We start from the raw sequence: 16,185 nt of genomic DNA, 5'->3' as shown, positions 1-16,185 counted from the left end.
AACAAAGAGTGCGTACATTCTCTTTTTTCAGTCGAGAATGCACACACTCTAATACTATTACAAATCTCCGGAGATTATTGCAACAGCAAGAGTAATAGCCGCGCCAATAACTTTCAACCAATCGACCAATTTACCACCTTCGATTTCAACCATTTCTTTCGCATTCAACTCTTGAACGCCAAGGCTTTCTAAATTTAAATTTTTCATTTTGATAATTTAAAATTGTTTATACTTTGTTACTTAACACTACTAAATTACTTTTGCTCACTACACAAAAACAGTAGTGAAAAAAATAGTTGAAAAAAATTTCTGTCCACCGGATATATGGCGAAGTTTATCATCACCTAGTACTTCCATTTTCAACGAAATCGTAATCATAAACTCATAAGTATAATAATACGTATAGTCCTGCCGAGAATAATCGATTGGTGCCCCCCTTCCCTTAAGTTCATCCATCATCGCATACAATCGAGAAACAGATATGCCCAGCCGCTTAGCTAATACAAGAGGTGTCCCCGTCCTTCTCTGACGGATCAACTTGTCCAACAAATTAATCCGGTCTATATATTGAAATAGCTTCATATCATTTAATTTATCGTTCCATAAATCTGATAGCGTAGCATCAGCTGATTGAAAAACACATTATATTTGCTGCGGATCACTTCTGTTTCCGCCTTGATCAAATTACTTTTACTAGTATTGATATCATATATGGAGGCTTTGCCTGCCTCAAAACTACGTAAGGTGTAATCCAGAGATTGCGCTGTTGCCGTGCTCGCTTCCGTCGCAATATCATATTGCTTTCTGTTCTCGTCCAGTTCAAGCAATAGCTTGTCTAGTATCTGTTGCTGTGCGAGCCTTTCATTGTCGGCTGACAATTGGATATTTTGCTTGTTAAATTCGATCTGCTTCAATTGTCGTTTTGTTTTTCCCTTGTTAAATATGGGTACTGAAACCGTTACGGCGAGCTGCTGGGCAAAATTGTCTTTGCTCTGCACAAAAAAAGGCCGTGTATTCTCTGATTTAAACGCATTGAAATAAGTACTCCCTAAACCAGCAGATCCCTTTACCGTCGGAAATAGTGCTGCTTTAATTAGCTTGAATTCGAGGTCAAGCCCATCCTTTTCACTTTGGAGTTTGGCAAATACCGGATTATGCAAATAGGCTTCTTCCCGCAAGTTCGATATCTCCGAAAAAGTACTGTCATGCAGAGGATCATTCACGGTTATCGGGGCGGCCAATCGCAAACTACTGTAATCTGGATAATTCATCAATTGAGCCAATTTGAGCAAGGACTGCTGCCTATCTCTATGATACTGCTGATATTGCTGCCTTTCCCGAGCCAGATTGGCTTTTGCTTCGGCAACTACCGACATAGCTGTTGCTCCTGCCGCTGTACTTTTCTCGGCTTTATCCAATAATTGCTTTGAAAATTGCATGGCCGAATCCTGTGATACAACCAGCGCCTGAGCCAGCAGCGTCTGCAAGTAAGCTTCCATCAGCTGAACGGTAAGATTCCTTTTCAATATTTCTTTCTCGATACGTTCCTGCTCCGCTTCGGAAGCCGCTTTCCTGGCTTGGTTTCGAAAATAGTTATGTTGGTATAAGATCAGTTCCGCATTGATCCCCATATTGCTATTCAAGTTATCATTACGCCGGATCGTACCGAACACATCCTGTGATGATCCGAAAGTGGTGTAACCATTCGCATAGCCATTGACATTTGGCAAACGCTCTCGGAGCGCCATTTCCTGATCCAGCATCTTTATTGCCACCTTGATTTCCTGCTGCTTGATCGGCAGATTATGCTCCACTGCATAATCGATACAGTCTTGCAAGGTCCAGGTTTGTTGTGCCAGCACATCCACAGACAGCATTACCCATATAAGAATAAAACAATACTTTATGCTCTTGCTTCGATAAATGTTCATCATTGAATAATTGGCTAGATTAGTTTAACACGATCGATTGCTTTTTCCACATATCCTTATAGACCGACTCTTGGGCCAATAACTGCCCATGTTCGCCCTGCTCGATAAGCATACCATCTTTAAGTACCATGATGGTATCGGCCTCGGCAATGGTGCTCAACCGATGCGCAATCACAATCATGGTCCTACCGGAATCTCTAAAGCGGCGAAATGCCCGTTGAATCACCTGCTCTGTTGAGGTATCCAATGCCGAAGTCGCCTCGTCTAAAATCAGAATATCCGGATTGCGGTATAAAGCACGTGCAATGGCAATCCGCTGTCGCTGTCCGCCGGATAGCATAGACCCGTTTTCACCCAGCTGCGTCTCAAAACCAGCAGGAAGCTTTTCGATAAAAGACATCATCTCCAATTCATTGACCACCTGCAATAGACGCTGAAAATTGGGAATATCCTCCCCGACGGCAATATTACTAATGACGTTACCCGAAAATAGATCGATCTGCTGGGGTACTATAGCGATACGCTCCCGAAGCGAACTCTTTGAGATGTAATTCAGGTCATATTGTCCGATCGAAATCTTCCCTTCCTGTAGCGGATACAACTGTTGGATCAGTGCTCCGAGGGTAGTCTTACCGCTTCCGCTCTCCCCGATCACAGCTGTCATTTTCCCCTGCTCTATTCGGCAGCAAAAATTGCGGAACACTTCCACCCGCGATCCATAGGAAAAGCGGACATTATCAAAGACGATATCCCCGACCAAATCCGAGGTAAGCTGTAATTTTTCTTCAGATTCCTCACGCTCCAGATCCATAATTTCAAACAGGCGATCTGCTGCAATCAATGCATTTTGCAGTGTCTTATTCATTCCGATAAGCTGTGTCACAGGCCCAGTAAAATAGCCGATCAGCGCATAAAAGGATAAGAGTTCGCCCGGCGTGATTGTGCGTTCAATCACATAATATGAGCCTGCCCATAGGAGGATAATGGTAAAGAGTCGTGACAACAATTCACCAGAGGTGCTGGAAAACAATCCATTCATCACCGAGGCATAGATTGTTTTTAACAAATGGGTAAACCTGTTGTCTGTACCGCTATTAAAATAAGTCTCAATGCCAAACTGTTTGATGGTCTTGACCGAATTCAGCGATTCGACCAGATGAGACTCGAGTTCGGCTCCCTCTTCCATCATCCGGCGTTCCACTTTCTTGTTTAGCTTATTCGAAAGCCAATATACCCCCAGATAAAAGGGGATAACGAGTAGCATGATCAAAGCCAGTTTCCAGAAGTAAGTAAACATGAGCGCAAAGGAAAAGACCACGATCAGCACATTGACCACAGCCTGTATGGCCACATCATTGATAAAAGCGCGTATCTTTACTGCATCGTTGACCCGCGATATAATCTCGCCTACTTTCATGGTATCAAAGAAGCGCTGCGGAAGGCTCAGCAAGTGCTTATAATAGCCTAAAATAAGGTACTTGTCAATCCTTTGTCCCATCTGCAAGACCATCACGCTCTTCAATGTACCAATGAGCAACTGAAAGACGAGAATGACCAACATGCCAATAGAGAGCAGGTTCAGCAAGCGTACATTGCCATCGACCAGTACATAATCGGTAATTTTCTCGATGTAAAACGATGTGGAAAGCCCCAGTAGCGTATACACTGCAGCACCGACCAGTGCCTGAACGATCACCGAACGATGCGGCTTGATCAGATTCCAAAATCGCTTGTACACAGCGGTCTTTTCATTTTTCTGCTCAAAGTATTCATTGGGCTCCATTAAGATCAGCACTCCAGTCCAGATCTTCTGAAAGGCCTCAAAGGTATATTTCTCCACTTTTCCCAAGCCAGGATCCATCACCGTGATTTTATCCTTTTCCACCTGATAGATCACCACATAGTGTTGGAGCTGCTCTTTGAGCACAACATGAGCAATTGCCGGCAGCGGGATCTGCGGAATAGCATCCATGGCGCCCTTGACACCTTTGGCATTAAAACCCATCTGTTGCAATCCTTGAACCATCCCCAATACATTGGTACCACGGGTGTCGGTATGGCAATACTGTCTGATTTTGGCGATGGGAATATGTGTACCATAGTAGCCCGCAATAGAAGCTAGACAGGCTGCTCCGCAGTCACGGATATCGTGCTGTTTAATGCAAACAGGTGACTTTTTCATTCGTACAAATTATTTTTAACAGGTAATAAAAGATTATAAAGCGCTCGTTTTAGCACCAAGATTTGGATTGAACAGGTCATCAGCCCGATCAAACAGGAGTTGCCACAAGGTACGATCCAAGAGGTAAAATCGCGCATTGAATGTATTTCCCTTTCCTACAAAGACTTTATTTCCATTGGGAAGGCTCAGAAAGTTTTGATCCATGTGACAACGAACCTTAAAGAATACCCCTTGTTCCTGATCCGTGACCAGATTGTAGTCAACGTCATGCACTGTACCCGATAGAAATCCCCATTGGTTATAATTATACGTATCCATCTGAAACTTGACCGATTGACCATTTCTGACGTAGCCGATGGATTTGGCTGGCACCATACACTCGGCTATAAGCTGATCTTCTGGTGAAATCTCTAGGATATCCTGCCCCTGCACCAACTGACCTCCTTTTTGATACCCCTTAAAATTGACCACAGTTCCCGTGATAGGTGCCCGAACAATATAGTTTTGACCATCAATCAAGATAGACTTTTTCTCGGACGATAGCGATTGAGCCTTTTGTTGCAATTCGACCAGCTTAGCACTCCATTGCGCCATCTGCTGCTTGCGTATCGTCAGAAACTGATTTTCAAGTTGCTCGTAAGAATATTGTGTTTTATCGAGTTCTGCCTGGGACACCACCCCCTGGCTGTATAGTTTATTATTACGCTCCAGTTCGCGCCGTGCTAATGTGAGTTGCGATTGGATTTCAGACATCCGCTGCTCCATCGATAGATATTCCAGTTGGTATTGTCCACCTTGGACGCTTTTTGCGTCTCCCCCGAGAATAAGTTTCAGATCGGCAATCTGTCGTGAATAGTCTGCCATCAGATCCTTATTTAAGGACAGCTTATTTTCTAGATCCTCGGAAACGACAATCAGTAAAGTGTCCCCTTCCTTTACCTGCTGGTTGTTGCCGACGATACGATTGTCAATGATTCGACCACTGACCAAAGAGAGTATTTTTGCATTCTCCATCTTGGGTCTAACGACCCCCTGTGCCGAAATTGAGATCGGCACCTTAATAATCGGCAATAATATTACCGCAGTTATAACAGCCAGTATCAGCAATACGTATATAATATTTGTTCTTTTCATAGCGGTTTTGATCAACGATACAAAATTGATCAATAACTCCAACACCCACCACAACCTGAGGTTGTATTTTAAAATTTATTAATTATCTTCGGAAGCACAACTAATGATCATTGATGAAATTTTTTGATATATTTCCAACTTTTTCCGAAGCTCCATATTCCTATATCGTCGTTCCGATTATATTGGTCTGCAGCATAATTGGATTTTATAACAAATCATTTTTCCATGCACTGATCCTGCACCCCTACGAAATAGCAAGAGGTAAGCGTATTCATACTTTGCTTACCTCCGCATTAGTTCATCGCAACGGGATTCACCTATTGTTTAATTGTATTGTAATTTTTGGATTAGGGTATGATACGTTTGGTAATCTCGATCAAGAGTATGGCACTACAGTGGCATACATAGGTACAATATCTATTTTTCTTCTTTTGATTATCCTCCCCAATCTCATCCAGACTATTTCGGAAAAGAACGATTTTTCATTTACTGCGGTTGGTGCATCGGGACTTTCCTTTGGACTATTCGGCTTTTCAGCGCTATTTTTTCCTTTACAAGAAACAAGTAGCCATCTCTTTTCTTTTGTACAAAACACTACTCATAGATGGATAGTAGGTCTGGGAATACTTATTCTATTGACTTTTGTAGGAAAAAAAAAGAAAACTAATAAAAAACTACACTTAGCAGCATATTTAATAGGTTCCATCGTTGCATTACTGGTTAGACACACCTCAATAATAGAAATGTACAAAGCACTCTTTTAGGATTATGAAGTTAACAGATTCCATATTGACTCTAACCAACTACCCCTCTTCTCATCCTTCCTTTCCGATCCCCCACCTCCAATTTCCAACACTTCATTAGCATCTAAATCTCTAACATTAATTTCATTTAATTTTTTTTCCATGATATCTGATTTTTATTTTTTCAAAATTCATGGAAAGGGCGCTTTGACACCACAACCTGAGGTTATACACTATAACCACCAGTTTTATCATAGAAAAGCTTTACAACTTCAAGTTATATTTATTAAATTAGGCTTCCCTATAGTTTGATATTAGAGAAATGGCAAAAGAAGAAATCGGAACAATTATTAGACAGAAAAGAGAGAGCCTGAAGATATCACAGGAAGCCGTAGCATATATATTAAATATGTCCCAGGCGGCATATTCTAAAATAGAACGCAATGAGACGAAGCTGAAGGTAGAACAGGTTTACAAAATTGCCGAATATTTTGGTATTACGATCTATGAATTATTGCCGCCTGCCTTGGCTAGCGATATAACAGGAGAGAATGTATTCGGCTTAATCTATCATTATATCAAACTTCTTGCAAAGAAAGTGACCGCTTTATTCCAAAAGAAACGATCCCAAGGTGAAATCTGATATCCGCCACTGTAACAATTAGCAGCCGCTCCGATTTCCTCACCAACTATAATGGCCTGCATTCCGTCCGCTGGCCTTTTCAATAGCCTAAGAAACAAAAAAAGCCTTTCAATTTTCATGAAAAGCTTTTCTCTATCGTTAATTACTAATCTTATTCTTTTTCGACTTGCATATAGTTCAATTCGAGAGGAGTCTTCCGGCCAAAAACCTTCACCATGACGATCAACTTCTTTTTATCCTCATGTACCTCTTCAATTTCACCTGTGAAACCATTAAACGGACCATCGTTTACCTTTACAGTCTCACCCACATAGTAAGGGACATTGATAGTTTCACCTTGCTCTGCCATCTCATCCACTTTACCTAGAATGCGGTTTACTTCAGATTGACGCAAAGGCACAGCATTACCTGCCTTATCACCCAAGAACCCAATGACGCTATTGATATTTTTGATGATGTGTTCTAATTCACCATCAAGAGCGGCCTCTAACAACACATATCCAGGATAGTAGTTACGTTCTTTGGCAACCTTCTTACCATCGCGCATCAAGTAATATTTTTCCATCGGAATCAACACTTGAGGAACCAAGTGCTCAATACCTAAACGACTAACCTCGGCATCAATATATTGCTTTACTTTCTTCTCTTTCCCACTTACAGCACGAACTACGTACCATTTTAAACCTTGATCTGCCATAAATATTATTGAAAATTAAGAAGCAATACCGTACAAGAACTCTAACCCTACACTCGATGCTTTATCCATCACAAAGACAACCAATGCAATAAGAAGAGACGCAACAAGCACAATAACAGCTGAGCTTTGCAACTGTGACCATGTAGGCCAAGTCACTTTCTCAGTGATCTCTACATAAGAGTCTTTAAAAAAATCAAGTACTTTTGCCATTTTAGTTTATCTGTTTATTAAGCACGGGCACCAGGACTCGAACCCAGACCAAAGGTTTTGGAGACCTTCGTTCTACCTTTAAACTATGCCCGTGTATTTCTTATTTTGTGTTGCAAATATAGTGTTTTAAACTATCTAACACAACTTTTTTTTATCTTTTTTTTATTAAAAATCAACAAAAATTTCGTTGAAAAAAATAAGCTAATCAACCACAGTCGATTAGCTTATTTTGTATTTAGAATAATCGATAGATTACGCTAAGATTTCAGTTACCTGACCAGCACCTACTGTACGACCACCTTCACGGATAGCGAAACGTAGACCTTTTTCCATCGCGATAGCGTTGATCAACTTAACAGTGATTGTAACGTTATCACCTGGCATAACCATCTCAGTACCTTCTGGTAAAGAGATCTCACCAGTTACGTCAGTTGTACGGAAATAGAACTGAGGACGGTATTTGTTGAAGAAAGGAGTGTGACGACCACCTTCAGCTTTTGACAATACGTAAACCTCAGCTTTGAAATCTGTGTGAGGAGTTACTGAACCTGGTTTACAGATAACCATACCACGTTTGATATCAGTTTTCTCGATACCACGTAATAATAGACCTACGTTATCACCAGCTTCACCGTAATCTAAGATTTTACGGAACATCTCAACACCTGTTACAGTAGATTTCAAGTTCTCAGCACCCATACCTAAGATCTCAACTGGATCACCAGAGTTGATTACACCTCTTTCGATACGACCTGTAGCAACTGTACCACGACCTGTGATTGAGAAAACGTCCTCGATTGGCATCAAGAAAGGTAAATCAGTCAAACGTGGAGGAATTGGAATGTAGTTATCAACAGCATCCATCAATTCCATGATTTTATCAACCCATTCAGGCTCACCGTTCAATGCACCTAAAGCAGAACCTTTGATTACAGGAATGTCATCACCAGGGAATTCGTAGAATGATAACAACTCACGAACTTCCATTTCAACTAAGTCTAACAACTCAGGGTCATCAACTAAGTCAGTTTTGTTCATGAATACTACTAACGCAGGAACACCTACCTGACGAGCCAACAAGATGTGCTCGCGAGTTTGAGGCATAGGACCATCAGTCGCAGCAACTACGATGATAGCACCGTCCATCTGAGCAGCACCAGTTACCATGTTTTTAACGTAGTCAGCGTGACCTGGACAGTCAACGTGTGCATAGTGACGGTTAGCTGTAGAATATTCTACGTGTGCAGTATTGATTGTGATACCACGCTCTTTTTCTTCAGGAGCAGAGTCAATTGAATCAAATGAACGAGCTTCTGACAAACCTTTATCAGCCAATACTTTAGTGATAGCAGCTGTAGTTGTAGTTTTACCGTGGTCAACGTGACCGATAGTACCAATGTTTAAGTGTGGTTTACTACGGTCAAATTTCTCTTTTGCCATGTTTATGCGAATTAGTAATTATAAATTATTTCTATTTGTTATATACTCTTGCTTAACTTACACAAGTACGAGCCAAAGATGGGATTTGAACCCACGACCTCTTCCTTACCAAGGAAGTGCTCTACCCCTGAGCTACTTCGGCTTACTAAAAAACCTCATTTACGTATTAATGCCCCCACCTTTAGATACATTATTATCAAAGAAGATAGAGACTAAATTTAATACTTGAAAATTTTGAGCGGAAGACGAGGTTCGAACTCGCGACCTATAGCTTGGAAGGCTATCGCTCTACCAACTGAGCTACTTCCGCTTAACAACTAGAAACTAGAGTAAATCTAAACTCCAATTAAAAAAAGTGTGGAGGGAGAAGGATTCGAACCTTCGAAGCCGAAGCAACGGATTTACAGTCCGTCCCATTTGACCGCTCTGGAACCCCTCCAGACCTGTAGCTTTCGCTACACTTGGAGCCTCTTATCGGGATCGAACCAATGACCTACTGATTACAAGTCAGTTGCTCTACCAGCTGAGCTAAAGAGGCTTCTAATATCTTTAAAAACTTACGTTCTATCAACACCTAATCAGACGATTTATCTTTTCAGCGAGTGCAAATATCGAATTTACTTTTGACGTTTGCAAGTTTATTTTTTACTTTTTTTTTCATTTAAAGAACTAAGCAAACTTTGTTGTGATGAACCGTTGTTCCCTTGTTTGCTGATGCAAAGATAGACACAAAACTCACTTTACAAAAATATTTCTCAAAAAAAAGCGACACTTTTCAGCAATTATACTGATACGCAGCACAATAATTTTTCATTGCATATTTACCTATTTTGGTTATTTGCCTAATATACTATCTTTGGGCATGCAAATTTTATCCCAATCACTTTCAAAGCTGACCCGCTATACCGCGGTGTTGACACTACTAATAGCTGGGGCAGGCGATTTGAAGGGTCAAAATATCATTCAAAAACTGAGTAAAAAATTCCTTTCAGCGGAGAAGGATTCGACGCGTTCGGGCAGTTTCATGGTTTTGCCTGCTGTTGGATATGCACAGGAGACTGGTGTGGAATACGGACTGTCGAGCTCCTATAATTTTTATCTCGACAAGTCGGACCCCCATATACGCACCTCTACGATGTTGCTCATGGGGACATTTACTTCCAAACACCAATCCAACTTCAAATTTCAAACCGATCTGTGGACGAAAAACAATGACTATCATTTTATCAGCGAAATCCGCTACCGCGACTGGCCCTTCAATTATTATGGGATCGGCATGGATACTTGGAAAGCAGACGAAGAGCGCATTGCGCAAAAACTGTTTCGGATCAAGTTGGAAGCAGAGAAAAAAGTGGGAAAAAACCTGTATTCAGGCCTCAATGTTCAATACGATGATTTTAGCATTCGCAGTGATAGCAATGATTACATATTTAATCAGTCCGGGCTCATTGGGAAAAACGGCGGACAGCAGCTGCTCCTGGGTGTTTCGCAGCTATTTGATAATCGCGACAATGTCTCTTACAGCACCCGCGGCTATTATGCGAAATTGCGTCTTGCCTATGCTCCAAAATTATGGACCAGCGCAGATTTTAACGGTTTCAACTTGGATGTAGACCTCCGCGGCTTCATTCCCCTGCATCGGCAACTTACATTAGCAGTACAGGGAATTTTCCGCTCCACATTTGGTAAAACAGTACCTTTCTATAACTACCGTGAACTCGGCGGCGACATGATCATGCGGGGCTACTATTTGGGTCGTTATCGCGACAAAAATTACTTGGCCTCTCAGGCCGAACTACGTTACCGCTTCCACCCGCGCTTTGGTATCGTGGGTTTTTCTGGGCTTGGTTCCACCTTTTCCAAAGAAAACAGCAGCCGCTATGTACCCAGTTATGGTGGCGGGCTACGCTACTTCTTCAGCCTTGAACATAACAGCAGCATCCGATTTGATTATTCTTATGGCGAACGGCGAGCCGGAGAGAAACGTCAGTCCGGATTCTATCTATCCTTAAGTGAAGCATTTTAATTAAGCACTATCTTAACAAGCCTGTCTAGGACCATGACAGGCTATTATGATTGTATAATAAAATTATTTGATTCTCAAATGAGGGCCACAAGCTTTAAGCCTCTCCAGCAGCTAAAATCTGATGAAGAAGTTCTCCTTCCGTTGTCCCGCTCTAAAGAAAACGAGTCCCAAATGGTAGAGATCGACCGTGACTACGACTCTGTCGTCAACCTTTAACTTATTCCAATAAAGCTCCCGCGCAGTGTTCAAATGGGGCTCATTGACAATAAGCATATCACGGTCCCTGGCCGCTGCGACAAAATCCGTTACCGGATGGTCCTGGTCTATGTAAGAGATGTTGCGGAACGAATAATTTCCACATTGTCTTTCAAACAAATCCCGGTAATCTACTGCATCCCCATCAACCATCAGCGCGAACTGATCATAAGCAAAGGCTTTTAACAGGCGGCTGATCAAAAGATACTTTTTTCGCTCTACTTTACGCCAGCATTTGACCCCGGCAGGCAGTTGCAAATACGCCTCCGGCGGCTCGTCTTGGTAGATCACTTCATCTACCAGTTTGTATACGAATGGGGAATGTGTCCCATGACGACTGTGAGATAAAAAATAATGTAGCCAATACTTCAGGTGGTATTTCATTGCGCTGCAAACATCGAGAAATTTAAGGTTAAATACAATTGAATTTTTTCGGTACAAAAGTTCGCTTCTAGCCCTCCTCAGAACCAGTAACAATAGCAGATCGCGTTGTTATTTCACATGGAACATAGTAATCTAAAATTGCAGGATAAACACACTCCCTGCTCCCTCCACACTATTGAGGAAAATCGTTCCTTTGTGGAGCAGCATAATTTGTTTGCTCAGGGTGAGTCCGACCCCTGTCCCTGTTTTCTTTGTGGTAAAGAAAGGTGTGAATATCTGTTCCTGCAGATCCGCTGGGATTCCGGCCCCATTATCTTCAATCCTGATCTGTATCCTGCCATCAATTTCCAGTGCCGACAGGCTGATATATCCCGCCGCTTTTGACTTGACTGCATCGATGGCATTCAGCATCATATTGATAATAACCTGCTCGATGAGATTTACGTCGGCATACAGCACAAGACGGGTGTTTTTTAAAATGATGTCCACGTCTATATTCCTCTGGATGAGCGTAGGCTCCAGCAGCTGATAAATATGTTCAAATAGCTGGGATACCTGAATTGGCGCTACCTGTGGCTGATCAACTTTATTGATCATACGATAGCTCTTTGCAAAATGAAGCAAGCCTTCACTCCGGCGCTTGATTGTGGATATGCCTGTTTTCAGGTCTTCGATATCTTCCTGTCCTCTAAAATGGTCCAGACGGCTGTTGAGTGTTTCGGCCAATGAACTGATCGGAGCAATGGAGTTCATGATTTCGTGCGTAAGTACACGCAGCAATTTATGCCAGGCCTTTGTTTCCGTCTCGTCGATAGCTTCATTGATATTCTGATAAACCACGATGCGAAAAACTGCATCTTGTGTCTCAAAACTTGAACTTTGAATCAGGAGCTTAATTTTTCCTTTGCTGGACTGAATGGATTCCATCTGTTGCTGCCCATGGTCGAGCTGCATTGTTTTCTCGTATAGATCCTGATTTTTTTTCTTTAGCCCTGCTATATTTCCAAGGTGCGGCAAATGAAAAAGCTGCTTAAAAGCGTCGTTTACCCACATCACTTTGCCTGTGCCAATTTCATAGAATATAATGGCTGAGTTCAACATATTGATCACACGGTCAAGGTATTGATGTTGTATCTCCTGTTTGATACTAATCTCCTTATACGTTTCATTGATCTGATTAAATGCAAAGAAAAGCTGTCCTTCAACAGACTTCGGATTTTTTACCAGAAACCTCCGTGTGAAATCACGGTATTTGACTGCTTCTGAAAACTCGACAAGTTGACGAACCAAAAAATTATACTGCGCATACAGACTAAAACCAAGATAAAGCATGATACAAAAAATCAGGGATGCTTGCACATATTCTCGCTTGATGCCCAAGTAAGCTACCGCAACCGAAGCGGCCAGAAGCAGAACAATCTTCATGGCATTGAATAGTTTACCCCGGCTCATAGACTAGATATCATATTTTTCCAGACGTCTGTAGAGTGCGGCACGGGTAAGTCCCAGCTCTTTGGCGGCTTTGCTGATATTTCCATTGTATCGTTCGATGGCCGACTTGATTGCTTTGCGTTCCAGCTCTTCCAGATTTTGACTACCGGGCATGGTTGCAGCAACAGGCATTTCGGCCTGCTGCTCAATGGGAGAAAAAAACAAGTCATTACCAGCAATGCTGATCTGGTCAGCCATGATCACCGCCCGCTCTATGCTGTATTGAAGCTCACGCACATTGCCCGGAAAATGATAAGCAAACATCTTTTTTATGGCATCCGACTCAAAACCTTCAATTCTTTTATTGTATTTTTTTGCATAGATATCCAAAAAATATGCCGCCAGCACCTTGATATCTTCTCCCCTCTCCCGCAAGGGCGGCACCTGGATCTCCACGGTATTGATGCGATAGATCAGATCTTTTCGAAACCGGCTTTCATCAGCCAGTTGCTTGAGAGGAACATTTGTTGCGGAGATCAAACGTATATCGACAGGAATAGCCTGGTAAGAACCTAGCGGTGTGACCTGGCGATTTTGAAGCACAGTCAGTAGCTTAGCTTGTTGCTGCAGAGATATATTTCCGATTTCATCGAGAAATAACGTCCCGCCGTTTGCTGCTTCAAACCTGCCCTGACGGTCCTCGCGGGCATCTGTAAACGCTCCTTTCTTATAGCCAAAAAGTTCACTCTCAAACAACGTTTCTGTCAATGCCCCCACATCGACCTTTACGTAAACACGATCTGCACGCAGTGACCTGCGCTGGATGGCCTGAGCAATCAGGTCCTTACCAGTACCATTTTCGCCCAGAATGAGAATATTCGCATCTGTAGGTGCAATCTTCTCCAACTTATACTGCAATTCATCCATCACCGGCGAATTGCCAATGAGATCAGGGCTATTGCTAGATCTTAGTAGTGAGCTTTTATTTTTCTTCTCTTTATTTTTTGACTCGGCGAGCGTACTTTCAATTGTGTTCAATAGCTGCTCATTCTCCCATGGCTTGACAACAAAATCAGCCGCGCCCTGCTTTAGGGACTTAACAGCTAGATCCACGGCGCCATAAGCAGTGATCATAATCACATGAACATGGGGAAATTTTTCTTTAATCCGTGATAACCAATACAAGCCTTCATTTCCTGTATTGATGGTGCTCTTGAAGTTCATATCCAGAAGCACGAGGTCATAAGGCATTTTGTCCAGATGTCCGATCAGATTTTCCGGATTAGTTTCCACCTGGACATGACTAACTTTGGGTTTGAGCAGAATTCTCGCTGCCGTTAATAAATCTTGATCGTCGTCGACTACTAAAATAGATGCTTTTTTCATACTCCCTGGCTTCTTTCAGACACTAAGATAACTATAAATTTAACGAGCCTGCGTAATAATCGTTGATATATTTTTGCAGCAGCCATTCATATTGCTTCACAAGCAATTGAATCTGACTACTGTCGTATTTATTTTTGGCCGTCAGAAAGATAACAGAATTACTGTTTCCCAGTTCGAAAACGACTTTAGCTATGCGGAAAGATTCCGCATAATTTTCATTTTGACTACGTAATTGTGTAATCATGTTACTGGCGTTCTGCAAATTAAAAACAGCATTGGATGTGGCAGACCGTAAAATATTTGCCTGAATTTCTTTTTGATATTTAGCTGCTTGTAGATCTAACTTCGCTAAACGGACGTTGTTGTAAACCTGTAAATGATTAAAAATAGGAACAGAGAGATTTAAAGAAATAGATTTTCCGACGTTATTACGCATTTGTGACCAATACGTCCCTTGAATCCCCAATTTAGAATAATTGGAGCCTAAACCAGCGCTCAAACTCAACGATGGATAATAATATGATTTCGCAATCTTAATATTCCGCTCCGCCACTTTAATCTGATAATCCAGCGCCTGCATATCGGGCAATTGAGCAACAGCCATTTCATATAGCTGTTTCGCATCCAGTCGTTGCCCGCTTTCCTGCATTCCTAGGTTATCCAATTCTCCCAATTGATTTTCATCCATATTTAGCAAGGTGGCGAGCTTCACTCGGCTACTATAGAGTAACTGCCGGTTATTCTCAACCATATTAACATCGTTGGCCAGTTGTCCTTTCAAATCAAAATAGTCTCCCGGGTTGATGGCACCTTCCTTATGCATCGTCTCCGCCCGGCGAACCTGTTCCCGGGTTACCTCAGTCTGCATTTCGGATTGTCTCAATATATCCTGAGCAGTCAAACTTTGGATATAGGCAGTAATAACATCCAGTTTTAAAGCATTAATCTGCGTATCAAAAGTCAATTTACCGGCAGTCTTTGCATCAGCACGCATCCGAATTTCGTTAAATAGACGAAACCCTCTAAATAGTGGAAGACTTGCATCCAAGGAAAAATTCCCTGTCGAATTGTTGGATGAAATATATTGAAGGGTAGAATTATCCTGCGACCTTCCAGATGTCAGGCTATGCTGTAGACTTGCATTTACATCGGGAAGTCTATTCGCTTTAGCTTGTGCTAAATTCACCTCTGCACGCCTCACATCCAGTTCATTCTGCAATAGGGTCGGATTGGCTTTTACAGCTAATTGTATACATTCAGCTAAAGTTCGTTTGGTCATTTGTTTATTGTCGCCCGTTGTGACTATCGATGTCCCAGTCTCTCTTTCTGATAGTCCCTGCTCAGCCTGTTGCGCTTTTGCGCTGCCATAACTCAATAAAAAACATAACGTAGTATATATATAGACTCTCTTCATATCCATGTTTTATTTTCTTGCTGACCATCGCCATGCCAAACAACTAAAACATTAAATATCAAATTAATACAAAAAATGAATTTTGAAAAATGTTCATTAATGGACAGTCGGTGTGCGTAGTTGGACAATTAGAATTCGATAGTTCGCCGCAAAAACCGAAACATCTTCATAACAACTTATACCTACCAACAATTTTCACACATTTTTTAGACAGTGGTCATTCACTAATTGTTCAGTTAGCACTGAGTAATCACTGTTTGAAAGAAGGACTTGATCACTATTTGGTCCTAATTTGCTGTAATTAAAAAT

Annotated in this window: 16 protein-coding genes and 5 tRNA genes; 3 read left to right on the top strand and 18 right to left on the bottom strand. The window is 41.8% G+C overall.

Features of this window, described 5'->3' with window-relative positions:
* Window positions 1-57: 57 nt before the first annotated feature.
* From K7A41_RS05805 to K7A41_RS05785, 5 genes are read right to left on the bottom strand one after another with little or no spacing between them, the layout of a single operon-like run.
* Window positions 58-207 (bottom strand): hypothetical protein, encoded by a 150-nt coding sequence (locus K7A41_RS05805; protein ID WP_265712920.1) that lies wholly within the window; start codon window positions 205-207, stop codon window positions 58-60.
* A 60-nt stretch (window positions 208-267) separates the two neighbouring features.
* Window positions 268-582: a hypothetical protein gene (locus K7A41_RS05800; RefSeq protein WP_265712919.1), complete on the bottom strand. Its 315-nt coding sequence runs from the start codon at window positions 580-582 to the stop codon at window positions 268-270.
* Between the two features lie 5 nt (window positions 583-587).
* Window positions 588-1,934: a TolC family protein gene (locus tag K7A41_RS05795; RefSeq protein ID WP_265712918.1), complete on the bottom strand. Its 1,347-nt coding sequence runs from the start codon at window positions 1,932-1,934 to the stop codon at window positions 588-590.
* Window positions 1,935-1,950: 16 nt separating this feature from the next.
* A complete protein-coding gene (locus K7A41_RS05790) occupies window positions 1,951-4,113 on the bottom strand; it encodes a peptidase domain-containing ABC transporter (RefSeq protein ID WP_265712917.1) in 2,163 nt (720 codons plus the stop codon).
* Window positions 4,114-4,146: 33 nt separating this feature from the next.
* Window positions 4,147-5,247 carry an HlyD family secretion protein gene (locus K7A41_RS05785; protein WP_265712916.1) on the bottom strand — a complete coding sequence of 367 codons (1,101 nt, stop codon included), beginning with the start codon at window positions 5,245-5,247 and terminating at the stop codon, window positions 4,147-4,149.
* Window positions 5,248-5,360: 113 nt separating this feature from the next.
* Between K7A41_RS05785 and K7A41_RS05780 the strand changes: the two genes are divergently transcribed.
* Window positions 5,361-6,011 (top strand): rhomboid family intramembrane serine protease, encoded by a 651-nt coding sequence (locus K7A41_RS05780; RefSeq protein ID WP_265712915.1) that lies wholly within the window; start codon window positions 5,361-5,363, stop codon window positions 6,009-6,011.
* Between the two features lie 2 nt (window positions 6,012-6,013).
* On the opposite strand, the gene K7A41_RS05775 is transcribed toward K7A41_RS05780, so the two are convergent.
* A complete protein-coding gene (locus K7A41_RS05775) occupies window positions 6,014-6,154 on the bottom strand; it encodes a hypothetical protein (RefSeq protein WP_265712914.1) in 141 nt (46 codons plus the stop codon).
* 158 nt (window positions 6,155-6,312) lie between these two features.
* Here K7A41_RS05775 and K7A41_RS05770 point away from each other — a divergent pair, with 158 nt between their 5' ends.
* Window positions 6,313-6,633: a helix-turn-helix domain-containing protein gene (locus tag K7A41_RS05770; protein WP_265712913.1), complete on the top strand. Its 321-nt coding sequence runs from the start codon at window positions 6,313-6,315 to the stop codon at window positions 6,631-6,633.
* Between the two features lie 151 nt (window positions 6,634-6,784).
* On the opposite strand, the gene nusG is transcribed toward K7A41_RS05770, so the two are convergent.
* From nusG to K7A41_RS05730, 8 genes are all read right to left on the bottom strand, one after another.
* On the bottom strand, window positions 6,785-7,330 hold the full coding sequence (gene nusG / locus K7A41_RS05765; RefSeq protein ID WP_028072658.1) for a transcription termination/antitermination protein NusG: 546 nt from the start codon (window positions 7,328-7,330) through the stop codon (window positions 6,785-6,787).
* Window positions 7,331-7,345: 15 nt separating this feature from the next.
* Window positions 7,346-7,540 carry a preprotein translocase subunit SecE gene (gene secE / locus K7A41_RS05760; RefSeq protein WP_028072657.1) on the bottom strand — a complete coding sequence of 65 codons (195 nt, stop codon included), beginning with the start codon at window positions 7,538-7,540 and terminating at the stop codon, window positions 7,346-7,348.
* A 22-nt stretch (window positions 7,541-7,562) separates the two neighbouring features.
* A tRNA-Trp gene (locus K7A41_RS05755) sits at window positions 7,563-7,633 on the bottom strand.
* Window positions 7,634-7,792: 159 nt separating this feature from the next.
* Window positions 7,793-8,980 (bottom strand): elongation factor Tu, encoded by a 1,188-nt coding sequence (gene tuf, locus K7A41_RS05750; RefSeq protein ID WP_028072656.1) that lies wholly within the window; start codon window positions 8,978-8,980, stop codon window positions 7,793-7,795.
* Window positions 8,981-9,050: 70 nt separating this feature from the next.
* A tRNA-Thr gene (locus tag K7A41_RS05745) sits at window positions 9,051-9,122 on the bottom strand.
* 95 nt (window positions 9,123-9,217) lie between these two features.
* Window positions 9,218-9,290: transfer RNA gene (locus K7A41_RS05740), tRNA-Gly, on the bottom strand.
* 48 nt (window positions 9,291-9,338) lie between these two features.
* A tRNA-Tyr gene (locus tag K7A41_RS05735) sits at window positions 9,339-9,419 on the bottom strand.
* Window positions 9,420-9,442: 23 nt separating this feature from the next.
* A tRNA-Thr gene (locus K7A41_RS05730) sits at window positions 9,443-9,518 on the bottom strand.
* A gap of 324 nt (window positions 9,519-9,842) precedes the next feature.
* Here K7A41_RS05730 and K7A41_RS05725 point away from each other — a divergent pair.
* On the top strand, window positions 9,843-11,006 hold the full coding sequence (locus K7A41_RS05725) for a BamA/TamA family outer membrane protein (protein ID WP_265712912.1): 1,164 nt from the start codon (window positions 9,843-9,845) through the stop codon (window positions 11,004-11,006).
* A gap of 111 nt (window positions 11,007-11,117) precedes the next feature.
* Here the strand turns inward: K7A41_RS05725 and K7A41_RS05720 are convergent, their stop codons facing one another.
* The 4 genes from K7A41_RS05720 to K7A41_RS05705 form a co-directional block, all read right to left on the bottom strand.
* Window positions 11,118-11,645 (bottom strand): hypothetical protein, encoded by a 528-nt coding sequence (locus K7A41_RS05720; RefSeq protein WP_265712911.1) that lies wholly within the window; start codon window positions 11,643-11,645, stop codon window positions 11,118-11,120.
* Between the two features lie 132 nt (window positions 11,646-11,777).
* Window positions 11,778-13,070, bottom strand: coding sequence for a sensor histidine kinase (locus K7A41_RS05715; RefSeq protein WP_265712910.1), 1,293 nt, complete (start codon window positions 13,068-13,070; stop codon window positions 11,778-11,780).
* A 30-nt stretch (window positions 13,071-13,100) separates the two neighbouring features.
* Entirely contained in the window at window positions 13,101-14,462 is a 1,362-nt protein-coding gene (locus K7A41_RS05710; protein ID WP_265712909.1) for a sigma-54-dependent transcriptional regulator, read from the bottom strand.
* Between the two features lie 31 nt (window positions 14,463-14,493).
* The gene (locus K7A41_RS05705; RefSeq protein ID WP_265712908.1) at window positions 14,494-15,876 is read right to left on the bottom strand and encodes a TolC family protein; all 1,383 of its coding nucleotides are present in this window, start codon (window positions 15,874-15,876) and stop codon (window positions 14,494-14,496) included.
* Window positions 15,877-16,185: the final 309 nt, after the last annotated feature.

The organism is Sphingobacterium sp. InxBP1, from assembly GCF_026191775.1.
Taxonomy (GTDB): Bacteria; Bacteroidota; Bacteroidia; order Sphingobacteriales; family Sphingobacteriaceae; genus Sphingobacterium; species Sphingobacterium thalpophilum.
This window is presented reverse-complemented; position numbering and strand designations above follow the sequence as displayed.